This is a genomic window from Shewanella psychromarinicola (genome assembly GCF_003855155.1).
GTDB lineage: Bacteria > Pseudomonadota > Gammaproteobacteria > Enterobacterales > Shewanellaceae > Shewanella > Shewanella psychromarinicola.
Genome location: NZ_CP034073.1, coordinates 3,483,546 through 3,508,826, shown reverse-complemented (window position 1 = coordinate 3,508,826; position 25,281 = coordinate 3,483,546). Strand labels below are relative to the sequence as shown.

Sequence of the window (25,281 nt, the reverse complement as noted above, 5' to 3'; positions counted from 1 at the left end):
TTGGTTAAGGTTAGTTAGGCTTGATGGTGCTTTACTGCAAAGTTATTCATAAAGTCAACCAGGGCTTTTACACCGGCTAGCGGCATGGCGTTATAAATACTGGCACGCATACCGCCTACGTTACGATGACCTTTTAATGCCATTAATCCTACCTGCTCTGCTTGAACTAAAAACTCACTGTTTAGCGCATCATTCACTAATTGGAAGGTCACGTTCATACGTGAGCGGTTATTAAGTGCGACGCCGTTTTTATAAAACGGATTATTGTCGATACAATGATACAGTAACGCCGCTTTTTGTTGGTTCAATTGAGCCATCGCACTCACACCACCATTAGCCGCTAACCAGGCAAACACTTCAGAGGCTAAATACCAAGCAAACGTTGGTGGGGTATTAAACATTGAGCCATATTCAACCGCCACGCGATAATCCATTATTGATGACTGCGGTAGGCTTGGAAGTTTAAGCATATCGTCACGGACGATCACAATCGACAAGCCTGATGGGCCAATGTTCTTTTGCGCGCCAGCATAAATGAGTCCGTATTTGCTGACATCAATTTCATGGGACATGATGGTTGATGATAAATCAGCAACGATGGGCCAAGGGCTCGTTAACTCTTCAAAAATTTCGATGCCATCAACGGTTTCGTTTGAGCAATAATGCACATAACGATAGTCTTTCTTGATTGTGCTTAAGTCGGGTAATGTCACCTGGTTAAGACCATTGATCTGTTCAACAATATTGATGCTGTCAATATGTTGCTCACCCACCAGTTTTTGCGCTTCTGTCACCGCTGACGACGACCATTGACCACTGACTAAATAAAGCGCCCGACCGTTATCACCCAAGAAGTTATTCACTACGTTAGAAAATTGGCCGCGGCCACCACCATGCATAAATAACACATGATAGTTTTTAGGGATGTTCATCAACTTGCGAAGTGTGACCTCTGCTTGCTCGGTCAGTGCAATAAACTCTTTACTGCGATGACTGATTTCCATCACGGAGACACCTAGGCCATTCCAATCAATTAATTCCTGTTGTGCTTTTTGCATCACAGCTTGAGGTAACATGGCCGGTCCAGCACAGAAATTATAAATTGCGCTCACAAACAACTCCTTTGACAAATAATCAATATAGACAATAACAAGTTAACCGTAATAATAAGGATTTTACGGGGTGATGAATAGGCCTTTATTTACCTATTTTGATGAAATTTATTCCGTAATATAAAACGGGCGCCATTAAGGCGCCCGTTCGAGGAGAAATTGACAACAAGGGTAATAAATTACTCTTGTTCGTCTGCTCCGCTTTTGGCATCGTCTGGATCAGTTGATTCAACATCATCAGTTGATTCAGCATCGGTCACTTCAGCATCGATAACATCGCTTACTGGAATAACATTGCCTTCTTCGTCTAACAACTCTTCAGTTTGAATCTCTTCAATACGCTGTAAACCAACAACTTTCTCGTCTTCAGCTGTACGGATGATAGTCACACCTTGAGTGTTACGACCAATAATTGATACGCCTTCAGCAGGCGTTCGCACTAAGGTGCCTTTATTACTGATCAACATGATTTCGTCAAAAGTGCCAACTTGAACGGCACCGACTACTTCACCATTACGTTCGCTGACCTTAATCGATACCACACCTTTAGTGCCGCGACTCTTCGCTGGGTATTCATCCAACTCGGTACGTTTACCGTAACCGTTTTCAGTTATGGTTAAAATCGCACCGTCAACTTTAGGCACTATTAACGATACCACTTTTTGGCCCGCATCAAGCTTAATACCACGAACACCGGTTGCAGTACGGCCCATTGGGCGTAGCGCAATGATTTCTTCGCCCGTTTCAGCATCAATCTTCACTTCACCGGTTTCAGAATCACGCGCTTTCTCATTAAAGCGAACCACTTTACCTACATTAGAGAACAACATAATGTCGTTACTGCCGTCAGTAATATCGACGCCAATTAATTGATCACCGTCTTTTAGGTTTACAGCAATAATCCCGTTTGAACGTGGGTTGCTGTAAGCTGTTAATGCTGTTTTCTTAACCGTGCCATGCGCTGTTGCCATGATGATAAATTTATCATCAGCATATTCACGTACCGGCAGAATTGCCGTAATGTGCTCACCGTCAGAGAGTGGTAATAAGTTAACAATAGGACGTCCACGAGCAGTACGACTCGCTAATGGTAATTGATACACTTTTAACCAATACATTTTACCAAAGTCAGAGAAGCAGAGAATCGTGTCATGGGTGTTTGCCACCAATAACTTTTCAACAAAGTCTTCATCTTTTACTTTAGTTGCCGCTTTGCCTTTACCACCACGACGCTGTGCTTGGTAGTCAGACAAGACTTGGTATTTTGCATAACCTAAGTGAGATAAGGTCACGACAACGTCTTCTTCATTGATTAAGTCTTCAAGACTCATATCAATTTCATTAGCGTTGATAATGGTGCGACGTTCATCACCGTATTGCTCAAGAATTTCTTCTAATTCTTCTTTAATCACTTCCATCAAACGCGATGGAGTACGAAGAATGAATAACAAACCCGCAATCAGAACTAAAAGCTCTTCATATTCAGCTAGAATCTTGTCATGTTCTAGACCGGTTAAACGGTGCAGACGTAATTCAAGAATCGCTTGTGCTTGTTGCTCGGTTAAATAGTACTGACCATCACGGATGCCATACTGTGGTTCTAACCATTCTGGACGCGCAGCATCATCGCCCGCTTTTTCAAGCATGCCTTGTACATTACCTAACACCCAACCTTGTGCCACTAATTTAGCTTTGGCTTCAGCCGGTGTAGGAGAGGCTTTAATTAACGCAATAATCGGATCGATGTTAGCCAGTGCAATGGCGAGTGCTTCAAGAATATGAGCACGGTCGCGGGCTTTACGCAGTTCAAATACGGTACGGCGCGTAACCACTTCACGACGGTGAAGAATAAAACACTCAAGCATTTCTTTAAGGTTAAACAACTTAGGCTGACCGTTCGTCAATGCCACCATGTTGATTCCAAAAGAACACTGCATTTGTGTTTGAGAATATAAGTTGTTTAGTACAACCTCACCCACTTCACCGCGTTTGATTTCAATAACAATACGCATACCGTCTTTATCAGACTCATCGCGTAGGCCACTGATACCTTCTAATTTCTTATCTTTTACAAGCTCGGCAATTTTTTCAATCAAACGGGCTTTGTTAACTTGATATGGAATTTCATGAACAATAATACGTTCACGACCATTCTCTTCCGTTTCAATGTCAGCTTTAGAGCGCATGATAGCGCGGCCACGGCCGGTGTTGTAAGCATCAATAATGCCTTTGCGACCGTTAATTGATGCTGCCGTTGGAAAATCTGGACCTGGGATGTATTCCATTAACTGTTCAATCGATAAACTTGGATCGTCGATTAACGCCAAACAGCCTTTCACTACTTCTGTTAAGTTGTGAGGTGGAATGTTAGTGGCCATACCGACTGCAATACCAGATGAACCATTGATTAATAGGTTTGGTACGCGTGTTGGTAATACCGCAGGGATCATCTCTGTGCCGTCATAGTTAGGCACAAAATCCACGGTTTCTTTTTCAAGGTCCGCTAATAATGAATGCGCCAACTTTTGCATACGAATTTCGGTATAACGCATCGCCGCAGCAGAGTCACCATCGACCGAACCAAAGTTTCCTTGTCCGTCTACTAATGTGTAGCGTAGCGAGAACGGTTGCGCCATACGTACAATTGTATCGTATACAGCGGTATCACCATGGGGGTGATACTTACCAATTACGTCACCAACGACACGAGCGGATTTTTTATATGGTTTGTTCCAATCGTTTTTTAATTCGCTCATGGCGAACAATACCCGACGGTGAACGGGTTTTAAACCGTCACGGACGTCAGGTAATGCACGACCTACAATTACGCTCATTGCGTAATCAAGGTAAGAATTCTTAAGTTCGTCTTCGATGTTAATTGGCGAAATAGATGATGCCAGATCAGTCATAAACTGCGCGTTCCCCTAAAGTGAGCTGACAATAAAACTTAGATATTATTATCTAGCTTAAAAACGTGATTTGGCATTCTAACACAGATATTTAATGTCGCCAGAACTAAGACCTGCCAAATGCTCTATCACTATTAATAATTACAAAAAAGCTAACATTTTCAGATAATTTAGTTTATTCGTTGGCTAATATATGGCTAAATTTTAGCAAGAATAAAACGCCACTTGCTGATGCTTTAAGCACTTAAGCGCACAAAATGATAATCCATCGCACTTAAATGGATGTTTTATGAGCAAGCATGACCGGAGAAAGCCATTGTTGACTACTATTCACCAAGGTTATCGCTATAATAGCGACCATACTTTCATTAAACACTTAGGTTAAGTTATGTCACATGCTGAACAATCGACACCCAATGTAGATCCGCTAGAGATCGCAAAATTTGAAGCCATGGCGCAAACATGGTGGGATCTCAATGGTGAGTTCAAGCCATTACACTTACTTAATCCACTGCGTTTAAACTACATTGACCAAACCGCTGACGGCATTTTCGATAAGAAAGTCTTAGATGTCGGTTGTGGTGGCGGCATTTTATCCGAAAGCATGGCGCACCTGGGTGCCCACGTTGATGGTATTGATATGGGTACTGAGCCGCTTGAAGTGGCAAAACTGCACGCATTAGAGTCTGGCGTGTCAGTTAATTATCTTAAAACAACTGCCGAAGCACACAGCGATAGCCACCGCGAGTATTACGATGTGGTGACTTGCATGGAAATGCTCGAACATGTACCCGATCCGCAATCGGTTATCCAAGCATGTTGTGACATGGTTAAACCCAATGGCTTTGTGTTTATCTCCACCATTAACCGCAATATGATGTCATACCTGCAGACCATTATCGGTGCTGAATATTTATTGAAAATGCTCCCGGTTGGTACCCACGACCACAGTAAGTTTATTCGTCCATCTGAACTAATGGCATTAGTCGATAATACCGACTTATTGTGCAAGGATGCATTAGGGATTACGTACAACCCGTTGTCAGGAGTGTTTAAGTACACTAACAGTGTTGATGTTAATTATATGATAGCCACCCAAAAAATTGATTAATCATCCTGGTGACTCTTTTCAACGTTTTAATGTAAGTGAACCAGAGTAGCGTTACTTCCTGCCAATAACGCTATAAAGGTGCATACATGATTCCATTATTATTGACTCTTGTTAGGAGCTAGCCTTTGCATAAGCAAGATATAAAAGGGGTACTATTTGATTTAGACGGTACTTTAGCCGACACAGCCCCTGATTTAGTCCAGGCATTAAATCTCAGTTTGGACGAAGCCGGTTTTAATGTCCAAACGCTTGAAACGATGCGCCATGCGGCGTCACACGGCAGTTTATATTTAGTTAAAACGGCTATTCCGCACGCCGAGGAACGAGTACAAATTGCTATTCAGCAAGCACTACTTCGCTATTATGCCCAGATAAATGGCGATCACAGCCGCTTGTTTGACGACTTACCCGAACTCTTATCGCTGTTAGATTCACAAGCCATTCCTTACGGTGTGGTCACCAATAAGCCGGCTCGATTTGCCCGGCCATTAGTTGCAAAGCTGGGCTTAACCGATAAACTTAAAACCATGATCAGTGGTGATAGTACCCGTTATTCAAAACCTCATACCGCACCGATGTTTTTAGCCGCACAACAAATCGCCATTGCCCCTCAAAGTATTTTATACCTCGGAGATGCCGAACGAGATTTAGTTGCGGCCCACAATGCGAGTATGTTGGGCGGCGTTGCCTTGTGGGGATATTTGTCCGCTACTGACAAACCTGACACATGGCCTGCTGGCAGACAATTTGAACACGGTGCATCACTGAAACAATTTTTCACTGAATAAGGCGATTTTGTTGTATTTGAGTCACCGGTTAATTGGCACCATTTTGGGGTAAATAATCAATATTTTTGAATAAATGATTAGCATGCTGATCATCTCTGGTCACACGATCAAAATCAACCAAAGATCAACCTATAAACCAGCAATATTTTTTGATCGCTGTTTATTTTAGCGATCAAATCTTTCTTATTTGATGGTTTAAAAAATATCATTTATCAAAAACACTTTATAAATTTGGGCTCTAGGGTTAGTTGTCACTAACCCTACCGTTTATCCTCAAGTTATCCACAAGAAGTTAATTAAATTGTGGCTTGCAAAAATCCCCAAACCTCACTATCTTGTATCTAAGATTTTAAATAACACCATATCTTGTGTGTGACTGGCAATCAAAACACTACGCACCTGCATTACAAGGACGTAGTCGATAAGTGAATGTACTGGTATTTTACTACCATGTTGTGAGTACATTCAGCTTGATTGTTTAACATGGAATTGTTTTGTAACTGATTCAGATCGAATCAAGTTACATGGTATCCAACAACAGATCACACGATTAGATATAGAACCAAGGCCTCTCTTCAATGAATAGCAATATGACAGTCACCAAGCGCAGCGGCGAACGTGAATCGATCGATTTAGATAAAATTCATCGCGTGATCACTTGGGCAGCCAATGGATTAAAAAACGTCTCAGTATCTGAAGTAGAACTTCGATCTCACCTGCAGTTTTTCGACGGCATTCCAACAGAAGCCATTCATGAAACGATTATAAAAGCCGCAGCTGATTTGATCTCTCCGGAATCCCCAGATTACCAATTTTTGGCCGCGCGTTTAGCCGTATTCCATTTACGTAAAAAGGCTTTTGGTCAATTTGAGCCGCCTAAATTATATGACCATGTCACCAAGTTAGTCGAAATGGGTAAATATGATATGCATATCATGGCTGACTATAGCCGTGAAGAATTAGACATTCTTGATAGCTATATTGATCACTGGCGTGACATGAACTTCTCTTATGCCGCGGTAAAGCAACTTGAAGGTAAATACCTGGTTCAAAACCGTGTGACCCATGAGATGTATGAGAGCGCGCAGTTTTTATATATTTTAGTGGCCGCATGTTTGTTTGCGCGTTACCCAAAAGAAATCCGCTTGAAGTACATTAAAGATTTCTATGACGCGACGTCTTTGTTTAAGATTTCTCTGCCAACGCCAATCATGGCCGGTGTACGAACGCCTACTCGTCAGTTCAGCTCATGTGTATTGATTGAGTGTGATGACAGCTTGGATTCAATCAATGCTACGGCATCGTCAATCGTTAAATATGTCAGCCAACGTGCTGGTATTGGTATTAATGCCGGTCGTATTCGTGCATTAGGCAGCCCTATACGCGGCGGTGAAGCATTCCACACGGGTTGTTTACCATTTTATAAGTATTTCCAAACAGCGGTGAAGTCTTGTTCTCAAGGCGGCGTACGCGGTGGTGCAGCAACGCTGTTCTATCCGTTATGGCATCTCGAAGTTGAATCGCTATTAGTGCTGAAAAACAACCGGGGTGTTGACGACAACCGTGTACGTCATCTTGACTACGGCGTACAGTTAAACAAATTAATGTACCAACGCTTAATCAAAGGCGAAAACATTAGCTTGTTCAGCCCATCAGATGTACCGGGTCTTTATGATGCCTTCTTTGAAGACCAAGTAGAATTTGAACGTTTATACTTGCAGTACGAACAAGACAGCAGTATCCGTAAAAAACAGATTAAAGCCGTTGAGCTGTTTTCATTGATGATGCAGGAACGAGCCTCTACAGGTCGTATCTATATTCAAAACGTCGATCACTGTAATACCCACAGCCCATTTGACTCTAAAGTGGCGCCGATTAAGCAATCTAATTTGTGTTTAGAAATTGCCTTACCGACTAAGCCGTTAACTAACATTGACGATCCGGACGGTGAAATCGCCTTATGTACCTTATCAGCGCTTAACTTAGGCGCGATTACCGACTTATCTGAACTTGAGCCGTTAGCTGATTTAGCGGTACGTGCGTTAGATAACTTACTTGATTACCAAGATTACCCAATAAAAGCGGCTCAAACGAGCTCGATGAATCGCCGTACGCTTGGTATTGGTGTGATTAACTTTGCTAACTACTTAGCTAAAAACGGTAAAAAGTATTCCGACGGTTCAGCAAACAACCTGACCCATAAGACCTTTGAAGCTATCCAGTTCTATTTACTGAAAGCGTCAATGAACTTAGCTAAAGAAAAAGGTGCCTGTCCGTTATTTCACGAGACCACCTACTCGAAGGGTATTTTACCCATCGATACCTATAAACGTGATTTAAACAAGATTTGTGACGAACCATTACACATGGATTGGGAAGGTTTACGTAGCGACATAAAACAGTACGGTTTACGTAACTCAACCTTGTCAGCATTAATGCCGTCAGAAACCTCATCGCAAATTTCAAACGCGACCAATGGTATCGAACCACCACGTGGCTTAATCAGCGTGAAAGCCAGTAAAGATGGCCAGTTAAAGCAAGTCGTTCCAGACTTTGAGCTGCTTAAAGACAAGTACGAACTGCTGTGGAATATGCCAAACAACGATGGTTACATCCAACTTGTTGGTTTAATGCAGAAGTTTATTGACCAAGCTATTTCTGCCAACACTAATTATGACCCAAGCCGTTTTGAAGGCGGTCGTGTGCCAATGCAGACCTTGCTAAAAGACTTGTTAAGTGTGTACAAACTGGGCATTAAAACATTGTATTATCATAATACACGCGATGGTGCTTCGGATCAGTTTGACGACATTATTGCTGTCGAAGAAGAAGACGATGACTGCGCCGGCGGTGCGTGTAAAATCTAATCATCACTTTATCTCTATTTAGCGGGGGATAATCCCCGCTTTTTGAAAAATGCGTTTTCAGGACACCTAAATAATGGCTTACTCTACATTTTGTCAAACACCTAACGATGCAACCAAAGAACCTATGTTTTTTGGGCAATCAGTTAATGTGGCACGCTACGATCAACAAAAATATGAAGTCTTTGAAAAACTGATTGAAAAGCAATTAAGTTTTTTCTGGCGTCCAGAAGAAGTTGATGTCAGCCGTGACAAAATTGATTTCGGTGATTTACCTGAACACGAAAAGCACATTTTCCTGTCAAACCTGAAATACCAAACCTTGCTTGACTCTATTCAAGGCCGCTCACCAAATGTGGCATTTTTGCCATTGGTATCGCTACCAGAATTAGAGACGTGGATTGAAACATGGTCGTTTTCTGAAACGATTCACTCACGCTCTTACACTCATATTATTCGTAATATTGTCAATGACCCATCCGTGGTGTTTGACGATATCGTGCAAAATGACGAAATATTGAAACGTGCCGGTGACATTGCCGCTTATTACGATGATCTGATTAAACTGACCCAGATTAATAACCTGTTAGGTGAAGGTACTCATGTTATCGACGGCGAAGAAATCACCGTTAATTCACGTATCCTGAAAAAATCACTGTATTTATGCATGATGTCGGTTAACGCCTTAGAAGCTATCCGCTTCTATGTCAGCTTTGCCTGTTCATTTGCCTTTGCTGAACGTCGTGTTATGGAAGGTAATGCCAAAATCATCCGCTTAATTGCCCGTGATGAAGCGTTACATCTCAATGGGACACAACATATTATCGCCTTGATGCAAGGCGGCAAAGACGACCCTGAAATGGCAGAGATTGCTATTGAGTGTAAGCAACAAGCTTATGACTTGTTCGTCAAAGCAGCAGAACAAGAAAAAGAGTGGGCTAAATACTTATTTAAAGACGGATCAATGATCGGCCTAAATGAACCGATCCTATGTCAGTACGTTGAATTTATTACTAACCAAAGAATGAAATCAGTACATTTGCCTCAGCCTTATGAAGAACGGTCTAACCCACTACCCTGGATGAAAAATTGGTTAGAAAGTGATGCAGTACAAGTGGCCCCACAGGAAGTAGAGGTGTCATCTTATCTTGTTGGCCAAATCGATTCTTCTGTAAATAGCGATGAGTTTTTAGATTTTGACCTATAAAAAACTTTTCAAAAAATCGCCAATTGTAAGCTTGAAAGGACAGCCGATTATTTTATTTGACGGCCAACATTCAAGCTTACTAGAAGCGCTTGAGTCGAAAAAAGTAAACGTGTTTTCAGAATGTCGTAACGGATTTTGTGGCGCATGTAAAACCACCGTAATATCTGGTGAAGTAAACTACCTATCAGAGCCTCTTGCAGAACTCAAATCCGACGAGTGCCTACCCTGCTGTTGTGTGCCTAATGGCGATTTAAACCTCAAACTCTCTACTGAGGGAGTCGAAGTCGTTGCTAAGCGACAATACGCTTCGGTAAATGACAGCCATACACTCACAACAGCATTAACCCAACAATTACAGATTAATCCCAAACGGGCTCTTGACCGTTAATCTATCAGCCCTTCAACACCCGTTATATATTCAGGGCAAAGCTTAACAACACCCGTTTACCAGACTCAATCTTAGTGACGTTATGCTCATACTTATCAGGACGAAATAAATACACCCGCCCCCATAAATTCACTATGCATTTAGCACAGCTAAACACCCCACCCACTTTAGGTTGGACTATTACGAGGTTCAGTTTGTAATAACGACCTTGTTGCACCGGATCGGTATGGGTCATCACTTGATGATGAGTATGATAGGTCACCCAATTTATCGACAACATACGGCTGCTTAAAATGGCTTTGTTAATCACGTTTGCCATATTCACTCCAATGAAAATATTTGCAACAGATTATATCGACTCAATAAAAAATTGGGGCCATATTCACCAGCTAAAATCGTCTAAGATAGACGAGGCGCTTCTGGATGCTTAGTGACAGAAATGCCATCCATCATAGGGGAAAAGGAACACGGTTAGCGTCAGAGGGATAGTGCAGAAAAGAAGACCATTATTGAATGGGTTAAATGACTAATACCTAATTCACGCTATCAATCCATAGCGACCATGAACCACTCTTAATCCCTGACGCATTAATCGCTAACGGATCAATCCTAACGAATTAATCAAATTGACTCTCCCGTCATCAACGACAATCTAACGCTTGTTAACTAATCTCAACTCGCGATAAACGATGGGATAAACGATGGGATAAATAAGCCAATATGACAATATTTGACCTATTTAACCTATTTGATAACCGTTTATATCCCGAGTTCAAGATTAACTGTTTGTCATTGTATCGCAAGAATCGTCATAACTATCCAGCTCAATAATACCTTGCAGGATCATGCCGTGATAATGGGCTTTTACCAGTTGATAATTCATGCTCGGCGCAAAAAAATAAGTCACCTCTTCCGCTCCTGTTTGCTCAACCGGTATAAGCTGTATTTCTCCCCAGGGCGCTATGGTAGCGGTTAATTTGTCTTTAACGTAGAACTGATAGGGTTCAATCGCATCAGAGGCTTGCCTTATTAGCGCAAATTGCTGTCGACCTCGAAGCACGTTTTCACGTATTTGAATCGCCAAAGTATCCACATCTCTTAATGGTATGGTCTTTGATGCATAATTATCGATGTCCCCATCAATATCAACACGAGATTTAAGGCCATGGTTGTCAAAAGTCACTCGCATGTCTCGAGAGCGAAAACCAGTTACCTGTTGATGAAAATTATCGGTTAACCATTCGTTGCGATCAGTTGACCACGATAACTCGGTACGCTGTTGATATTGAGTGCCAATACCTAAAATGCTGGCTTTACTTTTTGAGGTGATAACGGCAGATTTACCCTGCCAGTTCTCAGTCCGAGTCATTTCTCCCATATGTAATCCACTGAGATAAATAGAATAATCAAAGCTGCGCTGACATTTTTGCTCAACGTCACTCGCCAATACGCTATTACTGTGCAGTAAACCACTTGAAAGACCGACTATTATCAGTATTCTAGTGGCCATTACACAAGCTTTGGTCGACATGCTGAGATTGCGAAATCTTGTCAGCATAAGTTTTATTTGCGCCATTAATGTCATCATCAGAGAAAGCTTTTCACTTTTTGCTCTTACCTTAAAAATAGTGTTAGCTTAAAAAACTTCATTCACATTTAAGTAGAAGTTAGTTTCATTTTCACCCACCCCGACATCAAAACGTAAATTAATATTATCTTTAATTCTAAATCGAAATCCAGTGCCGTAGGCCGTTAATAACATATCGGTTAGCTCACTGACTTTAGGTGCGACACTACCAACAGCGCCCCAAAATACCATGCCATAACGTTGGAACACTGGTAAGCGATATTCAACTTGCCCCATCATCATTTGCTCATCTCGGTAGCGACCTCTAATGTAACCCCGCATCGCATTAGAGCCACCCAAATCGGGTAATAAGTTCCAAGGTACGTCACCACTGGTAAGATGCCCTTGAACTTGCCAAGCGACTAAACCCGGTGTTGAACCTAAGTCTATATAGTTCGCTAATTCAATATTATAAGTAGAAAACGAATCGAATTGATCATTTTGATATAATCCCGCATCAACCTGAAATAACCACCCTTCTGTCGCGTTTAAACGGTAATCTCTTGAATCATAAATACTGGTGACGACAATGCCAGAACTAAAATTATCGGGCAGAATGGTATTTGAATCCACAGGTGCCTCTGTTGCGACTAATTCTAAACTGTCTGCACTTGTGTAAATAAAGTCAGCACCCACGCCAATAAAATAGTGGCTGGCAATTTCGGTCATCCAGCGAGGCTTAAAGCTATACAATTGTTCATTAAACTCATGATGATTGAGATCTTGATCGCCTTGTTCAATCCCTACTCCATAATAAACTGCCGCTTCATTATGCAGTTCTAAGTCAAGCAACAACCGCTGCTTGCCTTGGTTTAAAAAAGTCATATTTTCAACTTGAACGCCATAGGATTGATTTATAGAAGCAAATGAATTCAATACCAGTGATGAGGGTTGTTCTGCACTCGTCGCATTATCGGTTTTATATAACCCCACCATTAATAACCCCACGCCAAACTTTTTCTCTGGGGTGTAATAAGCCGTTGGTAAATAGCTCATATCAATGACTTTAGTGTCATCGAACTCACCATCTGCCCCAAAAACTGACAAAATGTTATCAATCCATGTTGGTTCCATGTCTTGGGGGGTGTCAAATAAAGGTTCAACTGCAAGGGCGGTATTAGAAAAAACAAATAGTGCTAGAAGTAAGGTCCGTTTCATAAAAACTCTATTAAAATATTGAAGAATTAAGCTCGCACGATGATTTCTATGGCAAACTTTTGAATTATTGTGCTGTCAGTTAAGCCCACAGCGTTGAGTATAAAGGGTTGTTGCCGATGAAAATAATTTCAAAAAACACATTTTTAATAACAATCAATTCATCAAAGATTATCCTATCCACCACTGAATACTTACTGAATAAAAACTTAACCCTTACTGAAGAACAAGGTTATCAGATATTAAATTTAACGCTGACCGCCACACCTAGCGTTAGCCTGGACATGCAATCTACAGCAACCTTCTTTATCCGTTGATACCACTATGCTAAAGAATGCGAAAGAATATACCACATTTAGCACCCAATATTGACGATAGATCAATATCCAACAGATCCGTCTCACTTGGTAAAAAAATCAAAATTATCTATATTTAGGTGACTTGTTACAACATTTTAATCCATTAGACAAGAGTGTATAGGCTCAAATTTAGTGCAAATAAGCCTCATTTAATCTGTGACCTATCAGCAAGTAAAAATTATGCCCTTAGATATATCATCCAGCGCGCAACTAAGGTATAAAGTCGTTATGAAAACGCCTATAAGATTACAACCACTGGTTGACGATGGTCTCGTCGATGAAGTGATAAGCCAACTCATGAGTGGCAAAGAAGCTACCGTCTATATGATCCTATGTGGCGATGAGATCCGCTGCGCCAAAGTGTATAAGGAAGCCACTAAACGCAGTTTTAAAAAAGCAGCACAATATCAAGAAGGTCGAAAAACTAAAAATAGTCGTCGTGGACGAGCCATGGAAAAAGGCTCTAAATACGGCCGTGAAGAGCAAGAAAAAGCATGGCAAAATGCCGAAGTGGACGCGTTATACAAATGCGCCGCCGCTAAAATTAGAGTACCAGTGCCTTATGGTTGCTTTGATGGGGTGTTATTGATGGAGTTGATCACCAACGTCCACGGTGATGTTGCCCCTCGATTAAATGACATTACCCAGATGAGTGCAGAGCAAGCACAAACCCAACATCGCATCATGATGGGCTATGTTGTGCGGATGTTATGTGCAGGCATTGTCCATGGGGATTTATCCGAATTCAATGTGCTGGTCGACAAGAATGGGCCGGTGATCATTGATCTGCCCCAAGCAGTTGATGCATCGGCAAACAATAATGCCAAAGCTATGTTATTCCGTGATGTGAATAATATGACCGACTACTATTCACAATTTGCTCCAGAATTAGCCATAACCAAATATGCTAAAGAAATGTGGGCTTTGTATGAACAAGGTGAATTAACACCTGAGACGCCATTAACCGGTGAGTTTGAAGATGATACAACCGCAGCCGATGTTGACTCTGTTTTAGAAGAAATTAACGCCGCATTTGAAGAAGCCCAAGAAAGGCGCGAGCGCTTGAACGAAGCACAAAGCGACGAGTATTAACCTAAGCGTTTACTCACGATAGTCTCATCAGATAATGCTGGTGGCTCGTTAACAATACCAAGCCTGACTTAACTAAAGCTCAGGCTTTTTATTACCCGTTTGAAACACCATATCAAGGCCAACGTTATCCCAAGGTCAGTCATTATTTAATCTTAACTCGGGATAGCGATGGGATAAATGATGACATTCGAATAATAACGGCCATAGTGAAATATATTGATCACTCTTTCGCTGGTACTAGCTTACTTTTAAACACCCCATAAAAGGCAATACAGGCACCCGCAAGACCTAAAAATGAGCATACTAAGCGATAGTCACTGTTGTCGAGAAAGAAGTTAGCCACACTGAAGATCAACAAAATGGCTAAGCCAACATTTTTGGTCATCATCATTTTAGGTTCAAACATTAGCCATTGTTCACATTTAGGGCATTGTGTTTCAACACCATGCTTGCCTTTTCGTACTTGTTTAAGTGCTTTTCGAGCAAATACAGCCTGACAACTAGGACATTCCATTCTACATCACCTTTCATAATTTTTAATCAATATAATACAATGTATTAACTCAACATTAAAGTTTCTCATTCCACGCCTGTACAGCAAAGTAAAGCAAAGGTCATTAACAATTCAACTATTTGGAACGTTCGTTCAAGATAGCCATTGAACGAATGATATAGTTAGTTTATAGTTTAGGGAATGCAGCACATTGTGAGCGGGCTAACCCGCCTGAGATGTGTATATTATCGACTAGTATATCAAATTCACTGAGCTTGATCGCTTAACTCAACACACAAATGGAGCACTGAATATGCATAAAATGATTGGATTTGATGTTTATGGCACATTAGTGGATCCGGTGGATATGGGTCAACATCTGCAGGAATTGATTGGCGATAAGGCACAAGAATTTGGTCAACTCTGGCACGATAAAAAAGTCGAATATGCATTTCGCCGCGGCTTAATGCAGCAATATGAAGATTTCGGTGTCTGTACCCATCAGGCATTGCAATATTGCTTGTCGGTTTTCAATGTCACACTATCTGCCCGTGCGCAACAGGAATTACTGGCAAAATTTAGTCAACTAACCGCCTTTGAAGACGTTATTCCTGGACTCGCACTACTGCGTAATCAAGGCCATACCCTGGCCGCATTTTCAAATGGCCCTGAAGTCGCGGTTCGTACGTTAATGCAAAATTCAGGTGTATTACCTCAATTACATGACGTCATCAGCGTTGACGACATACACACCTTTAAACCTGACCCTGCCGTTTACCATTATTTAATGACTCGCACACAATCCGAACCACATCATTGTTGGATGGTGTCCAGTAATCCATGGGATGTTATCGGTGCAAAAGCGGCAGGACTAAAAACGGCTTGGATCCAACGCGACAGTAAAAAAGTATTTGATCCCTGGGGCATCGAACCTGACTTAACCGTAACCAATTTAATTGAATTAAGTGAACAGCTCGATGCAATAAATAACTGAGATGCTGCATTAAAAAATAAAAGCATAACTCATAAGAGTTGATGCTAATACAATCAATCTAGACACGCTACACTAACAATCTTGTGCTAAGCGCATTTTAACTTTGTATCAGTAACCTTAGACAGGTTGCCACGAGGAAATTTTATGAGTAATGAATACACCCCACCTAACGTTTGGGTAAATAATACCAATGGTGGTAACAAGTGGGCAAACATCAATAGCCCAGAATCGGGTGCAAGATCGAATAAAGTACTACCAATAGGTAAGCATTCTTTACAGCTTTATTCCCTTGGCACACCAAACGGACAAAAAGTGACTATTCTTTTAGAAGAACTGCTTGCTTTAGGTATTAAAGAAGCGGAATACGATGCTTATCTCATTAATATCGGCGAAAGTGATCAGTTTTCGTCTGGGTTTGTTGATGTAAATCCAAACTCAAAAATTCCTGCCTTATTAGATAAATCAGCTGATGAAGACCTTAACGTATTTGAATCTGCTTCAATTCTGGTTCATTTAGCAGAGAAATTTGACCAGTTCCTGCCTAAAGATGGCAAAGCAAGAACCCAAACATTTAACTGGTTATTCTGGGCGCAAGGCTCGGCCCCTTTCCTCGGTGGCGGGTTTGGTCACTTTTACGCTTATGCCGATGAAAAACAGGAATACCCTATAAACCGTTTTGCCATGGAAGTTAAGCGCCAATTAGATGTGTTGGATAAGCAACTGGCAAAAAACACCTTTATTGCTGGTGAAGAATATAGCATTGCAGATATCGCTATTTGGCCGTGGTACGGCAATTTAGTCTTGGGTAATTTATACAGCGCCGCCGAGTTTTTAGACGTCGCCAGCTACAAGAATGTCATGCGCTGGGCCAGTGAGATATTAGCGCGCCCAGCAGTGCAACGTGGCAAAATGGTTAACACAACATGGGGCGAACCATGGGAAATGTTACCTGAACGCCACAGTGCAGCAGACATTGATGCAGTATTGGCCTTAAAACCTTAAGCATTGATGCGACTAAGCGACTGCGGATTTATCAAAATAGTGATCAATATTTCAATCATGTCGATAGTCAAATGATGTAACAAGATCACTCATCAGTTGCTCAGATTAGTATTGTCATTGTCATTGTCAGTAGGCTAGTCGCCATTAGACTTTGCCAATGTAAACATTAAAAAAGCCTTCTGAATAACAGAAGGCTTTTTAGTTTATGCTATCGTATTCTGAAATGGATTACGCCATTCTAACGGCACATCCAATCTGGTTTAAATACTCATCGCAAGCTCTGCGCCTTGGCGTATTGCGCGTTTAGCATCTAATTCAGCAGCAACATCTACCCCACCAATTAAATGAACAGGTAACCCACTGGCTTTCATTTCATCAACCAGACTGAGGTTAGACATTTGTCCTGCACACAACACCACATTATCGACAGCCAGAATTTCAGATTGTTCGCCGATGGTAATGTGTAGCCCTTGCTCGTCGAATTTTTCGTAGTTGACGCCTGTTTTCATATGAACTTGATGCTGTTTTAACACATTGCGATGGATCCAACCGGTTGTTTTACCTAATCCTTTACCCATTTTAGTTGTTTTACGTTGCAATAAATACACTTCACGGCCAGGGACATGATCGGCTTTTTCAGTTAATCCGCCAGCATGCTGATAGGTTTTATCAATGCCCCATTGTTTTAACCATTTATCAGGTTGCAAGGTACTCGATTCTAATTCACATAAAAAATGCGCTATATCAAAACCTATGCCGCCAGCACCAATTAACGCCACTTTTTTACCAATTTCAACTTGGCCAGTTAATACTTGTTGATAATCGACCACTTTAGGGTTATCGAAACCCGGTAATGTCAAAGCTCGTGGCACCACACCAGAGGCAATGACAATTTCATCAAATTTTTCAGTCGCTAATACCGCTGCATCTAATTTGGTGTTTAAGCGTAACTCAACATTATGCAGCTTAATTTGATTGACAAAATAACGAATGGTTTCGTTAAACTCTTCTTTACCCGGGATTTTACGCGCTAAGTTAAACTGACCGCCGACTTCAGATTTGGCTTCAAACAGTACCACTTCATGACCACGAGATGCTGCATAGACAGAGAAAGCCATCCCTGCAGGGCCCGCACCCATCACAGCGATTCGTTTCTTATTGGCTGTGGGGGTAAAATTAATTTCGGTTTCATAGCAGGCTCGAGGATTCACTAAGCAGGTTGCCCGTTTCATCGAAAAAGTATGGTCCAAACACGCCTGGTTACACCCAATGCAAGTGTTAATCAATTCTGGCGTATTAGCTGCCGCTTTATTGACAAAGTCAGCATCAGCTAAAAATGGACGCGCCATCGACACCATATCAGCTTGACCAGATGCAATAATCGCCTCGCCTATTTCTGGAGTATTAATCCGGTTTGTGGCAATTAATGGTACCTTTACTTCAGCTTTGAGTTTTTCAGTCACCCAAGAAAATGCACCACGGGGCACATTAGTCGAAATCGTTGGTACACGCGCTTCATGCCAACCAATACCGGTATTAATAATACTAACACCCGCTTGTTCAAGCGATTTGGCTAGCTGAACCACTTCGTCCCACGTTGAGCCATTGTCGACTAAGTCGAGCATCGATAAGCGGAACACAATAATAAAATCACTGCCGACCTTCTGACGAATAGCGTTAACTATTTCAATTGGGAATTTAACCCGGTTCTCATAACTTCCGCCCCATTCATCGGTGCGTTTATTGGTGCGAGAACTGATAAATTGGTTGATCAAATACCCTTCTGACCCCATCACTTCAACGCCATCATAGCCAGCTTTTTTAGCTAAAGCGGCGCTGGTTGCATAATCTTTAACAGTAGAACGTACTTGACGAGCAGACATAGCTGAAGGGGTAAACGGCGTGATCGGCGATTTTACTTTGCTCGGTGCTAAGCTAAAAGGATGATAGCTATAACGGCCAGCATGCAATATTTGCATACAAATTTTCCCGCCAGCCTCATGCACAGCATCGGTAACAATTTTATGTTTACCCACTTGCCAAGAAAAGCTTAATTGACAGGCGTGTGGTGCTAAACGTCCACGTAAATTAGGCGCAATACCACCAGTGACAATTAAGCCTACGCCACCTTGAGCACGTTCTTTATAAAACGCTGCCAGTTTCTCAAATCCGCCTTTTTCTTCTTCTAACCCCGTGTGCATTGAGCCCATCAACACGCGGTTTTTCAGCTGTGTAAAGCCGAGATCTAAAGGTTCTAATAAGTGTGGAAACGACATTCAAACATCCTTTTTAAACAAGTGATTTAATCCAGCATACCCCGACAGTAAATTTTGCTCAATCATTTAAACGATTGTTTGATAAAAACCTTTACAATTCAATTTCACATTTATATTGATTTTCAGTTAGGATGATGACATTAGACTGATAAAGGAGTGGCAAATGTCCGCTAAACCCTCGTTTTTAAAAAGGATGTTTTTACTGTTATGGAATACAGTAAATGGTATCCGTAAGTTAATCATCAACGTTATATTTTTTGGTTTGTTGGCCGTAATAGCCGTCGCGATACTCAACAGTGAAGATGACATTATCATCGAAGATCAATCAGCCTTAGTGTTGAATTTGTCTGGGAGCATAGTGGATCAAAAACATTATGTAGATCCCATTGAAATGGCATTTAGCCAAGGGCAAGCTAATGATCCAGAAGGTGAAATTTTATTAGCGGATCTACTTTATACTATTAATAACGCCACTGAAGATGCCCGAATCAACAGTATCGTATTAGATTTAGGAAATCTTCAAGATGCCGGGATCAGTAAAATGACCGCCATTGGTAACGCATTAAAGCAATTTAAAGCCGCCAATAAATCGGTTATTGCCATGGCTAATGGTTATGATCAAAACCAATATTTTTTAGCCAGTTTTGCAGATAAAATTTACCTTAATAACCAAGGTATGGTGTCGCTAGATGGCTTGAGTCGTTACCGCTTATATTACAAATCTGCACTGGAAAAACTGAAAATCACCACTCACGTATTTCGAGTGGGTACGTTTAAATCTGCCGTAGAACCTTTTATTCGTGACGATATGTCCGATGCAGATAAAGTAGCCAGTAAAGTATTGTTAAACGATATTTGGCAAAGCTACTCAACTATTGTTGCCAGCAACCGTCAAATAGGCCCAGATCAATTAGTGTTAGGCACAGATGAGTACCTCGCTGAGCTGGATAAAGCGCAAGGTGATAGTGCCCAAATGGCGGTAAACATGAAATGGGTTGACGAGCTTGTTTCTGCTGATGCGTTCCGTGTTGCCATGATAGAACGGGTTGGCAGTGATAAGGAAGGTAAAAACTTTAAACAAATTAGTTATAATAATTACCGTTCGTTAACCGCACCGACACCTAAGTTTGTTAAAAATGATTCCATTGCCATTATTGTTGCAAAAGGCACTATCCTTAACGGTAAACAACCTGCTGGACAAATTGGTGGCGAAAGCACCTCCAAACTCCTTATGCGAGCACGCTTTGACGATAAAGTAAAAGCTGTGGTACTTAGGGTTGATAGCCCTGGTGGTAGTGCATTTGCATCAGAGCAAATCCGTCAAGAAGTGTTAGCGCTAAAAGCGGCAGGTAAACCTGTTGTGGTTAGCATGGGTAGCCTTGCTGCATCAGGCGGGTATTGGATATCAGCCAGTGCCGACTATATTGTCGCAACACCGACAACCCTTACAGGTTCAATTGGTATTTTTGGTATGTTTGCCACATTTGAGCAAGCACTTAATCATATTGGTGTCACCTCTGATGGTGTTGCAACATCTGATTGGGCTGGATTATCGCCGGTTCGTGAATTAAGCCCAAAAGTGGCTACCGTAATACAACGTCATATCGAACGGGGTTATCATGAGTTTATTTCTCTGGTGGCTAAAGAGCGTCATATGACGCTAGAGCAAGTAGACAACATTGCTCAAGGCCGAGTATGGACGGGAAAACGTGCATTAACGCTAGGACTAGTTGATGAGCTCGGAGACATGGAGCTGGCGTTAGCTAAAGCGGCTGATTTAGCTAAAATGGACAAGTTCGACGTTAAAGTGATCGAGCAAGAGCTTAGCGCTGAACAGCAAATTATGCAGCAAATTATGGGGGCGAGTGCCGCTTACGTGCCTGATAGTGTCCGTCAAACCAGTGTCGTCGAGCAATTTATTAAACATTGGGCCGGCGCATTTGAAACATTATCAATGTTTGATGACCCTAATCATGTCTATATGTATTGCGAAAACTGTAATTACTAATCAATTAGCAATCAATTAGTAATCAATTATATGAACGCAATATGAAGATTATTCAAAAAAAGCCTGCTTAGCAGGCTTTTTTATTGGGGATCGGTAAATAAACTCGTATAATTTACATAATCTACAATAGTTGTTTAATAAGAGTCCTATATTTATGACAAATCGTTCGATTTACGTAGCCTATACAGGCGGTACTATTGGGATGCAAAAAACAGCCAATGGATTTGCGCCAGTGGCAGGATTCTTGACTGATTGCGTTCAGTCAATGCCCGAGTTTTATCATGATGAAATGCCCCACTTTGTCATTCATGAATACAGCCCTTTGATTGACTCGTCCAACATGGCACCACCTGATTGGCAATTGATTGCGAACGACATTCAAGCCAACTATGACAAGTACGATGGTTTTGTGATTTTACATGGTACAGACACCATGGCTTATACCGCTTCTGCGCTATCATTTATGTTGCAAGGTCTATCAAAACCGGTGATCGTAACGGGTTCACAGATCCCCCTTGCACAATTACGATCTGACGGTCAAACCAATCTGCTCAATTCGTTGTATATAGCAGCGAATTACCCTGTAGCTGAAGTATGTTTGTTCTTTAATAACAAGTTGTTTCGCGGTAATCGCTCAACTAAGGCTCATGCCGATGGCTTTGATGCATTTGCATCACCTAACTTCCCGATGCTACTTGAAGCGGGAATTAAAATTAATCTTAAAGCAGGTAAAATCACTAAGCCAACGGGCGCTCCTTTAGAGGTTGTCACTATCAGCCCTCAACCCGTGGGTGTGGTCACGCTTTACCCTGGTATCTCAACTGATATTTTTAATAATATTTTACAGCAACCAGTAAAAGCACTGATCTTATTAACTTTTGGTGTCGGTAATGCACCACAAGATAAAAAATTACTTGAAACCCTTAAACAAGCTGACGAACGCGGGATTGTATTGGTGAATTTAACCCAGTGTTTCCAAGGCAAAGTCAATATGGCCGGCTATGCTACTGGCAATGCGTTAGCGCAAGCAGGGGTGATCGGCGGTGCCGATATGACGGTTGAAGCGGCATTGGCAAAACTGCATTATTTGTTGTCCATTGGATTAACCTCAGCGCAAATCAAACAACGTATGCAGCAAAATTTAATTGGTGAACTGACGATTGACTAGTTAACGTTTTTATAGCTAACGTTGTGAATTGCGAAACGATGTAATCGCTAAACAAAAGATAAAAATGCGGGCTAATTAGCTCGCATTTTTTATGCTTTAATTTGATTAATATCGATTAATCAGCATGGGATTATAAATCAGCGGCTTTAAACTCGGCAATGGGATCACCTTTAAACTGTCTTTTCAGCTCTGATTTGGATAACTCATTAATATTACCACCAGCTGCGATAGTAAAATGTTCAGTTTGCTGAAGCTTACGCGCTTGGTATAACATCACCACTTGTAAAGTCGACTCACGCTGTTGCTCAGTTAATACCGTGCCATCATCCCACTTACCTAGCTCGGTTGCAGACAACATGCGCAGGTAGACTTCTTCAGGCATTTCATCAATGACTTTATTGATATCATTCATACTGATTTCCGTTTATGTAATACAATTCTGACCCGGGTAACAAGATACCCCGAAAAGCCAACTACAAAGCTTGCAATCGCGATATAAGAAGTTACCCCTTGTGCGGGCTCTCCTCCCCAAAACCACACGACAACCCCCGCAATAAATAATGTCAAAAAAATAAAACTGTGGGTCATTAAGCTGTTTGACCGCTCAATGTGACTGATAACGGTTAAAGACTCAGTATTACCACTCAAGTCAGTTTTGCAATGCTGGCATTGCTTAGCCTTACTCGAAATACGTTTTTGACATTTGGGGCATGCAATTAACGCCATAATTCACTTTACCTGTTCGATCATTTACAGCTAATATTAACCGCTGCTGTGGAGATTATAATTGATCAACCACTGCTAACATAGCCACTAAAGACGCTTCACCTAAATATACGCAGCGCTCAGGAGACCAGCCCACAAAAGGATCGGCTAAATTGGCATTGTCTTTAAATGGCATCTCTAACGTATTGGATAAACAACTGAACGTATTGGCTACCCAGTTAGAACCCACAGTTAAATTCGCTTTACCTGGCTCATCTTTATCGTAACCAAACTCTGTTTGGAAATCAGCACTGGCAATGGTCAATGCACTGAGAAATTGCTGCTGTAATGCGGCCATTTTATCATTGTAGTTTGGTACGCCTTCGCAACCGGCAAGGAACACAAAAGGTAGACCTTCATCACCGTGAACATCGTAAAATAAATCAACACCTGTTTGGTGCATCTTATTGACCACATAATACACCTCAGGACTTTTCTCTAAGCTGGGTGTTTGCCATTCACGATTTAGGTTGGTGCCAACCGCATTGGTGCGTAAATGACCGCGAGCACTCCCATCTGGGTTCATATTCGGCACAATATAGAAATTGGCTTGGTCTAATAAAGCTTTCGAGGTTGGACAATCGCTATCGAGTAGTTGATTTAACAATCCTTCGACTAACCACTCAGCCATGGTTTCACCTGGGTGTTGACGCGCAGTAATCCAAATATTCTTTTTTTCTGGGTTTGCATCACCAATTTTAAGCAAGGTCATGTCGCGGCCATCGAGGGTTAAGCCGAGGTGCTCAAGACTGACTGCAGGATGTAATTGGACTTCACTGATTAAATCTAAATGACGTTCGTAGCTGTAAGGTGCAAAGTAGGCAATTTGAATCGCTTCACAATCTAGCTCAGCTTGGATGGTTAACTTGCCATCGGCATATTGAGTCGGCAATCGGAACCAAGTCTGACGATCATAGCTAGCAACTGCTTGATAATCTTCCCAACCTTTTGGGTAAGATGCGTTACCTGCATTAACAATATTCACGGTATAAGTCTGGCCGACTTCGCCTTCTAAACGAAAGTTAAACCATTGATAAAACTCACCACCGAAATCGGGACGAATGGCGACTTGTATATCGTCATGTTGGTCGAGGTTAATGACGTCAATGTTGCCGCCGTCAAAGTTTGCTGTGATCCGCATTAGGTTATCCTTTATGTGCTTGCACTTATTTTATCGGCTTAATAATGCCTGATTTTATAGGCCCTAGCTTATCAAATGCGGCAATTGGTGGGAACCTTTAAAAGTTAAGGCAGTACCCTTGACCGCGAACAGTATTAATCAGTTCACGGGGTAAATTCCGTTTGCCTAATTTGCGCCGTGTATTACTGATATGCATATCTACATTACGGTCAAATCGTCCTAGTTCCTTATGCAACACCCTTCGCTGTAATTCTGCTTTGCTGATGACATCACCTTGGCGCTCAAACAAATATTTGAACAGTCGGTATTCCGTTTGCGTTAACACTAACGACTTTTCAGCAAAATTAATGGTATAGCACGTATCATCAAAGCCAATATAATCATTAACAGGCTCATTAATCTGCGGGTGGGACCGTCGATGGAGCACATTGAGACGTAGTTGTAATTCGCGGATGTTAATCGGTTTAGCAAGGTAATCATCAGCGCCTAACTCAAACGCTTTAATACGCTCCAGTTCGCTGCTACTGTCTGCTAATGCAATAATGGGGGGTTGGGTTTGTCTTGCAACTAACAGCCAAAAGGAATTCATTTTGGGGACCGAAAAATCGACTAGTATGGCTTCAAGCTGAAGCGTCTCCATTTGGATCAATGCATCAAAGGCATTATTAACCCAGTAAACACTATAACCCTGTTCACTCAGTTGTCGACCTAGGTCACTTTTACCGCAAAGGGTATGTTCTATGAATAGAATATTGTGCATGCTTAACCACTTAATGATAACGATTATTATTAAGATTAGCATATCGATTTATTCTAAACCAG

At 41.6% G+C, this 25,281-nt stretch carries 21 protein-coding genes; 10 read left to right on the top strand and 11 right to left on the bottom strand.

Features of this window, described 5'->3' with window-relative positions:
- Nucleotides 1-14: 14 nt before the first annotated feature.
- On the bottom strand, nt 15-1,112 hold the full coding sequence (serC, locus tag EGC80_RS15360) for a 3-phosphoserine/phosphohydroxythreonine transaminase (RefSeq protein ID WP_124013087.1): 1,098 nt from the start codon (nt 1,110-1,112) through the stop codon (nt 15-17).
- Between the two features lie 179 nt (nt 1,113-1,291).
- Nucleotides 1,292-4,021 carry a DNA gyrase subunit A gene (gene gyrA, locus EGC80_RS15355; RefSeq protein WP_124013086.1) on the bottom strand — a complete coding sequence of 910 codons (2,730 nt, stop codon included), beginning with the start codon at nt 4,019-4,021 and terminating at the stop codon, nt 1,292-1,294.
- A 388-nt stretch (nt 4,022-4,409) separates the two neighbouring features.
- Here gyrA and ubiG point away from each other — a divergent pair, with 388 nt between their 5' ends.
- The 5 genes from ubiG to yfaE all read left to right on the top strand — a co-directional run bounded on the left by ubiG (nt 4,410) and on the right by yfaE (nt 10,379).
- A complete protein-coding gene (gene ubiG, locus EGC80_RS15350) occupies nt 4,410-5,132 on the top strand; it encodes a bifunctional 2-polyprenyl-6-hydroxyphenol methylase/3-demethylubiquinol 3-O-methyltransferase UbiG (RefSeq protein WP_124013085.1) in 723 nt (240 codons plus the stop codon).
- A 125-nt stretch (nt 5,133-5,257) separates the two neighbouring features.
- Nucleotides 5,258-5,920, top strand: coding sequence for an HAD family hydrolase (locus tag EGC80_RS15345; RefSeq protein ID WP_101031200.1), 663 nt, complete (start codon nt 5,258-5,260; stop codon nt 5,918-5,920).
- Between the two features lie 578 nt (nt 5,921-6,498).
- Nucleotides 6,499-8,787: a class 1a ribonucleoside-diphosphate reductase subunit alpha gene (gene nrdA, locus EGC80_RS15340; RefSeq protein WP_124013084.1), complete on the top strand. Its 2,289-nt coding sequence runs from the start codon at nt 6,499-6,501 to the stop codon at nt 8,785-8,787.
- 73 nt (nt 8,788-8,860) lie between these two features.
- The gene (nrdB, locus tag EGC80_RS15335; protein WP_101031196.1) at nt 8,861-9,991 is read left to right on the top strand and encodes a class Ia ribonucleoside-diphosphate reductase subunit beta; all 1,131 of its coding nucleotides are present in this window, start codon (nt 8,861-8,863) and stop codon (nt 9,989-9,991) included.
- Nucleotides 9,981-10,379, top strand: a complete 399-nt coding sequence (gene yfaE / locus EGC80_RS15330; protein WP_101031194.1) for a class I ribonucleotide reductase maintenance protein YfaE — start codon at nt 9,981-9,983, stop codon at nt 10,377-10,379. Before nrdB ends, yfaE begins: the two co-directional genes overlap by 11 nt.
- A gap of 22 nt (nt 10,380-10,401) precedes the next feature.
- On the opposite strand, the gene EGC80_RS15325 is transcribed toward yfaE, so the two are convergent.
- The 3 genes from EGC80_RS15325 to EGC80_RS15315 form a co-directional block, all read right to left on the bottom strand.
- Entirely contained in the window at nt 10,402-10,698 is a 297-nt protein-coding gene (locus EGC80_RS15325; protein ID WP_101031192.1) for a hypothetical protein, read from the bottom strand.
- A gap of 459 nt (nt 10,699-11,157) precedes the next feature.
- Nucleotides 11,158-11,889 (bottom strand): hypothetical protein, encoded by a 732-nt coding sequence (locus EGC80_RS15320; protein ID WP_233768512.1) that lies wholly within the window; start codon nt 11,887-11,889, stop codon nt 11,158-11,160.
- Nucleotides 11,890-12,015: 126 nt separating this feature from the next.
- Entirely contained in the window at nt 12,016-13,164 is a 1,149-nt protein-coding gene (locus EGC80_RS15315) for a BamA/TamA family outer membrane protein (RefSeq protein ID WP_124013083.1), read from the bottom strand.
- Nucleotides 13,165-13,748: 584 nt separating this feature from the next.
- Between EGC80_RS15315 and EGC80_RS15310 the strand changes: the two genes are divergently transcribed.
- Nucleotides 13,749-14,612 (top strand): PA4780 family RIO1-like protein kinase, encoded by an 864-nt coding sequence (locus tag EGC80_RS15310; RefSeq protein ID WP_124013082.1) that lies wholly within the window; start codon nt 13,749-13,751, stop codon nt 14,610-14,612.
- A gap of 220 nt (nt 14,613-14,832) precedes the next feature.
- Here EGC80_RS15310 and EGC80_RS15305 read toward each other — a convergent pair whose 3' ends face one another.
- A complete protein-coding gene (locus EGC80_RS15305; protein WP_101031187.1) occupies nt 14,833-15,126 on the bottom strand; it encodes a hypothetical protein in 294 nt (97 codons plus the stop codon).
- A 292-nt stretch (nt 15,127-15,418) separates the two neighbouring features.
- Here EGC80_RS15305 and EGC80_RS15300 point away from each other — a divergent pair, with 292 nt between their 5' ends.
- On the top strand, nt 15,419-16,099 hold the full coding sequence (locus EGC80_RS15300; RefSeq protein WP_233768511.1) for a haloacid dehalogenase type II: 681 nt from the start codon (nt 15,419-15,421) through the stop codon (nt 16,097-16,099).
- Nucleotides 16,100-16,243: 144 nt separating this feature from the next.
- Nucleotides 16,244-17,101, top strand: coding sequence for a glutathione-dependent disulfide-bond oxidoreductase (gene yghU, locus EGC80_RS15295; protein WP_124013080.1), 858 nt, complete (start codon nt 16,244-16,246; stop codon nt 17,099-17,101).
- A gap of 260 nt (nt 17,102-17,361) precedes the next feature.
- Here yghU and EGC80_RS15290 read toward each other — a convergent pair whose 3' ends face one another.
- Nucleotides 17,362-19,377, bottom strand: coding sequence for an oxidoreductase (locus tag EGC80_RS15290; RefSeq protein ID WP_101031181.1), 2,016 nt, complete (start codon nt 19,375-19,377; stop codon nt 17,362-17,364).
- A 163-nt stretch (nt 19,378-19,540) separates the two neighbouring features.
- On the opposite strand from EGC80_RS15290, the gene sppA reads away from it, so the two are divergent.
- Both sppA and ansA read left to right on the top strand, forming a co-directional pair.
- Entirely contained in the window at nt 19,541-21,385 is a 1,845-nt protein-coding gene (gene sppA / locus EGC80_RS15285; RefSeq protein ID WP_124013079.1) for a signal peptide peptidase SppA, read from the top strand.
- Nucleotides 21,386-21,539: 154 nt separating this feature from the next.
- Complete coding sequence (gene ansA, locus EGC80_RS15280) at nt 21,540-22,553, top strand: asparaginase (RefSeq protein ID WP_101031178.1); 1,014 nt, start codon at nt 21,540-21,542, stop codon at nt 22,551-22,553.
- 130 nt (nt 22,554-22,683) lie between these two features.
- On the opposite strand, the gene EGC80_RS15275 is transcribed toward ansA, so the two are convergent.
- From EGC80_RS15275 to EGC80_RS15260, 4 genes are all read right to left on the bottom strand, one after another.
- Nucleotides 22,684-22,965, bottom strand: coding sequence for a YeaC family protein (locus EGC80_RS15275; RefSeq protein ID WP_101031176.1), 282 nt, complete (start codon nt 22,963-22,965; stop codon nt 22,684-22,686).
- Nucleotides 22,962-23,279, bottom strand: coding sequence for a zinc ribbon domain-containing protein (locus EGC80_RS22730; protein WP_124013078.1), 318 nt, complete (start codon nt 23,277-23,279; stop codon nt 22,962-22,964). Before EGC80_RS22730 ends, EGC80_RS15275 begins: the two co-directional genes overlap by 4 nt.
- 55 nt (nt 23,280-23,334) lie before the next feature.
- Entirely contained in the window at nt 23,335-24,459 is a 1,125-nt protein-coding gene (locus EGC80_RS15265; protein ID WP_101031172.1) for a M14 family metallopeptidase, read from the bottom strand.
- 97 nt (nt 24,460-24,556) lie between these two features.
- Nucleotides 24,557-25,219: a response regulator transcription factor gene (locus tag EGC80_RS15260; RefSeq protein WP_124013077.1), complete on the bottom strand. Its 663-nt coding sequence runs from the start codon at nt 25,217-25,219 to the stop codon at nt 24,557-24,559.
- Nucleotides 25,220-25,281: the final 62 nt, after the last annotated feature.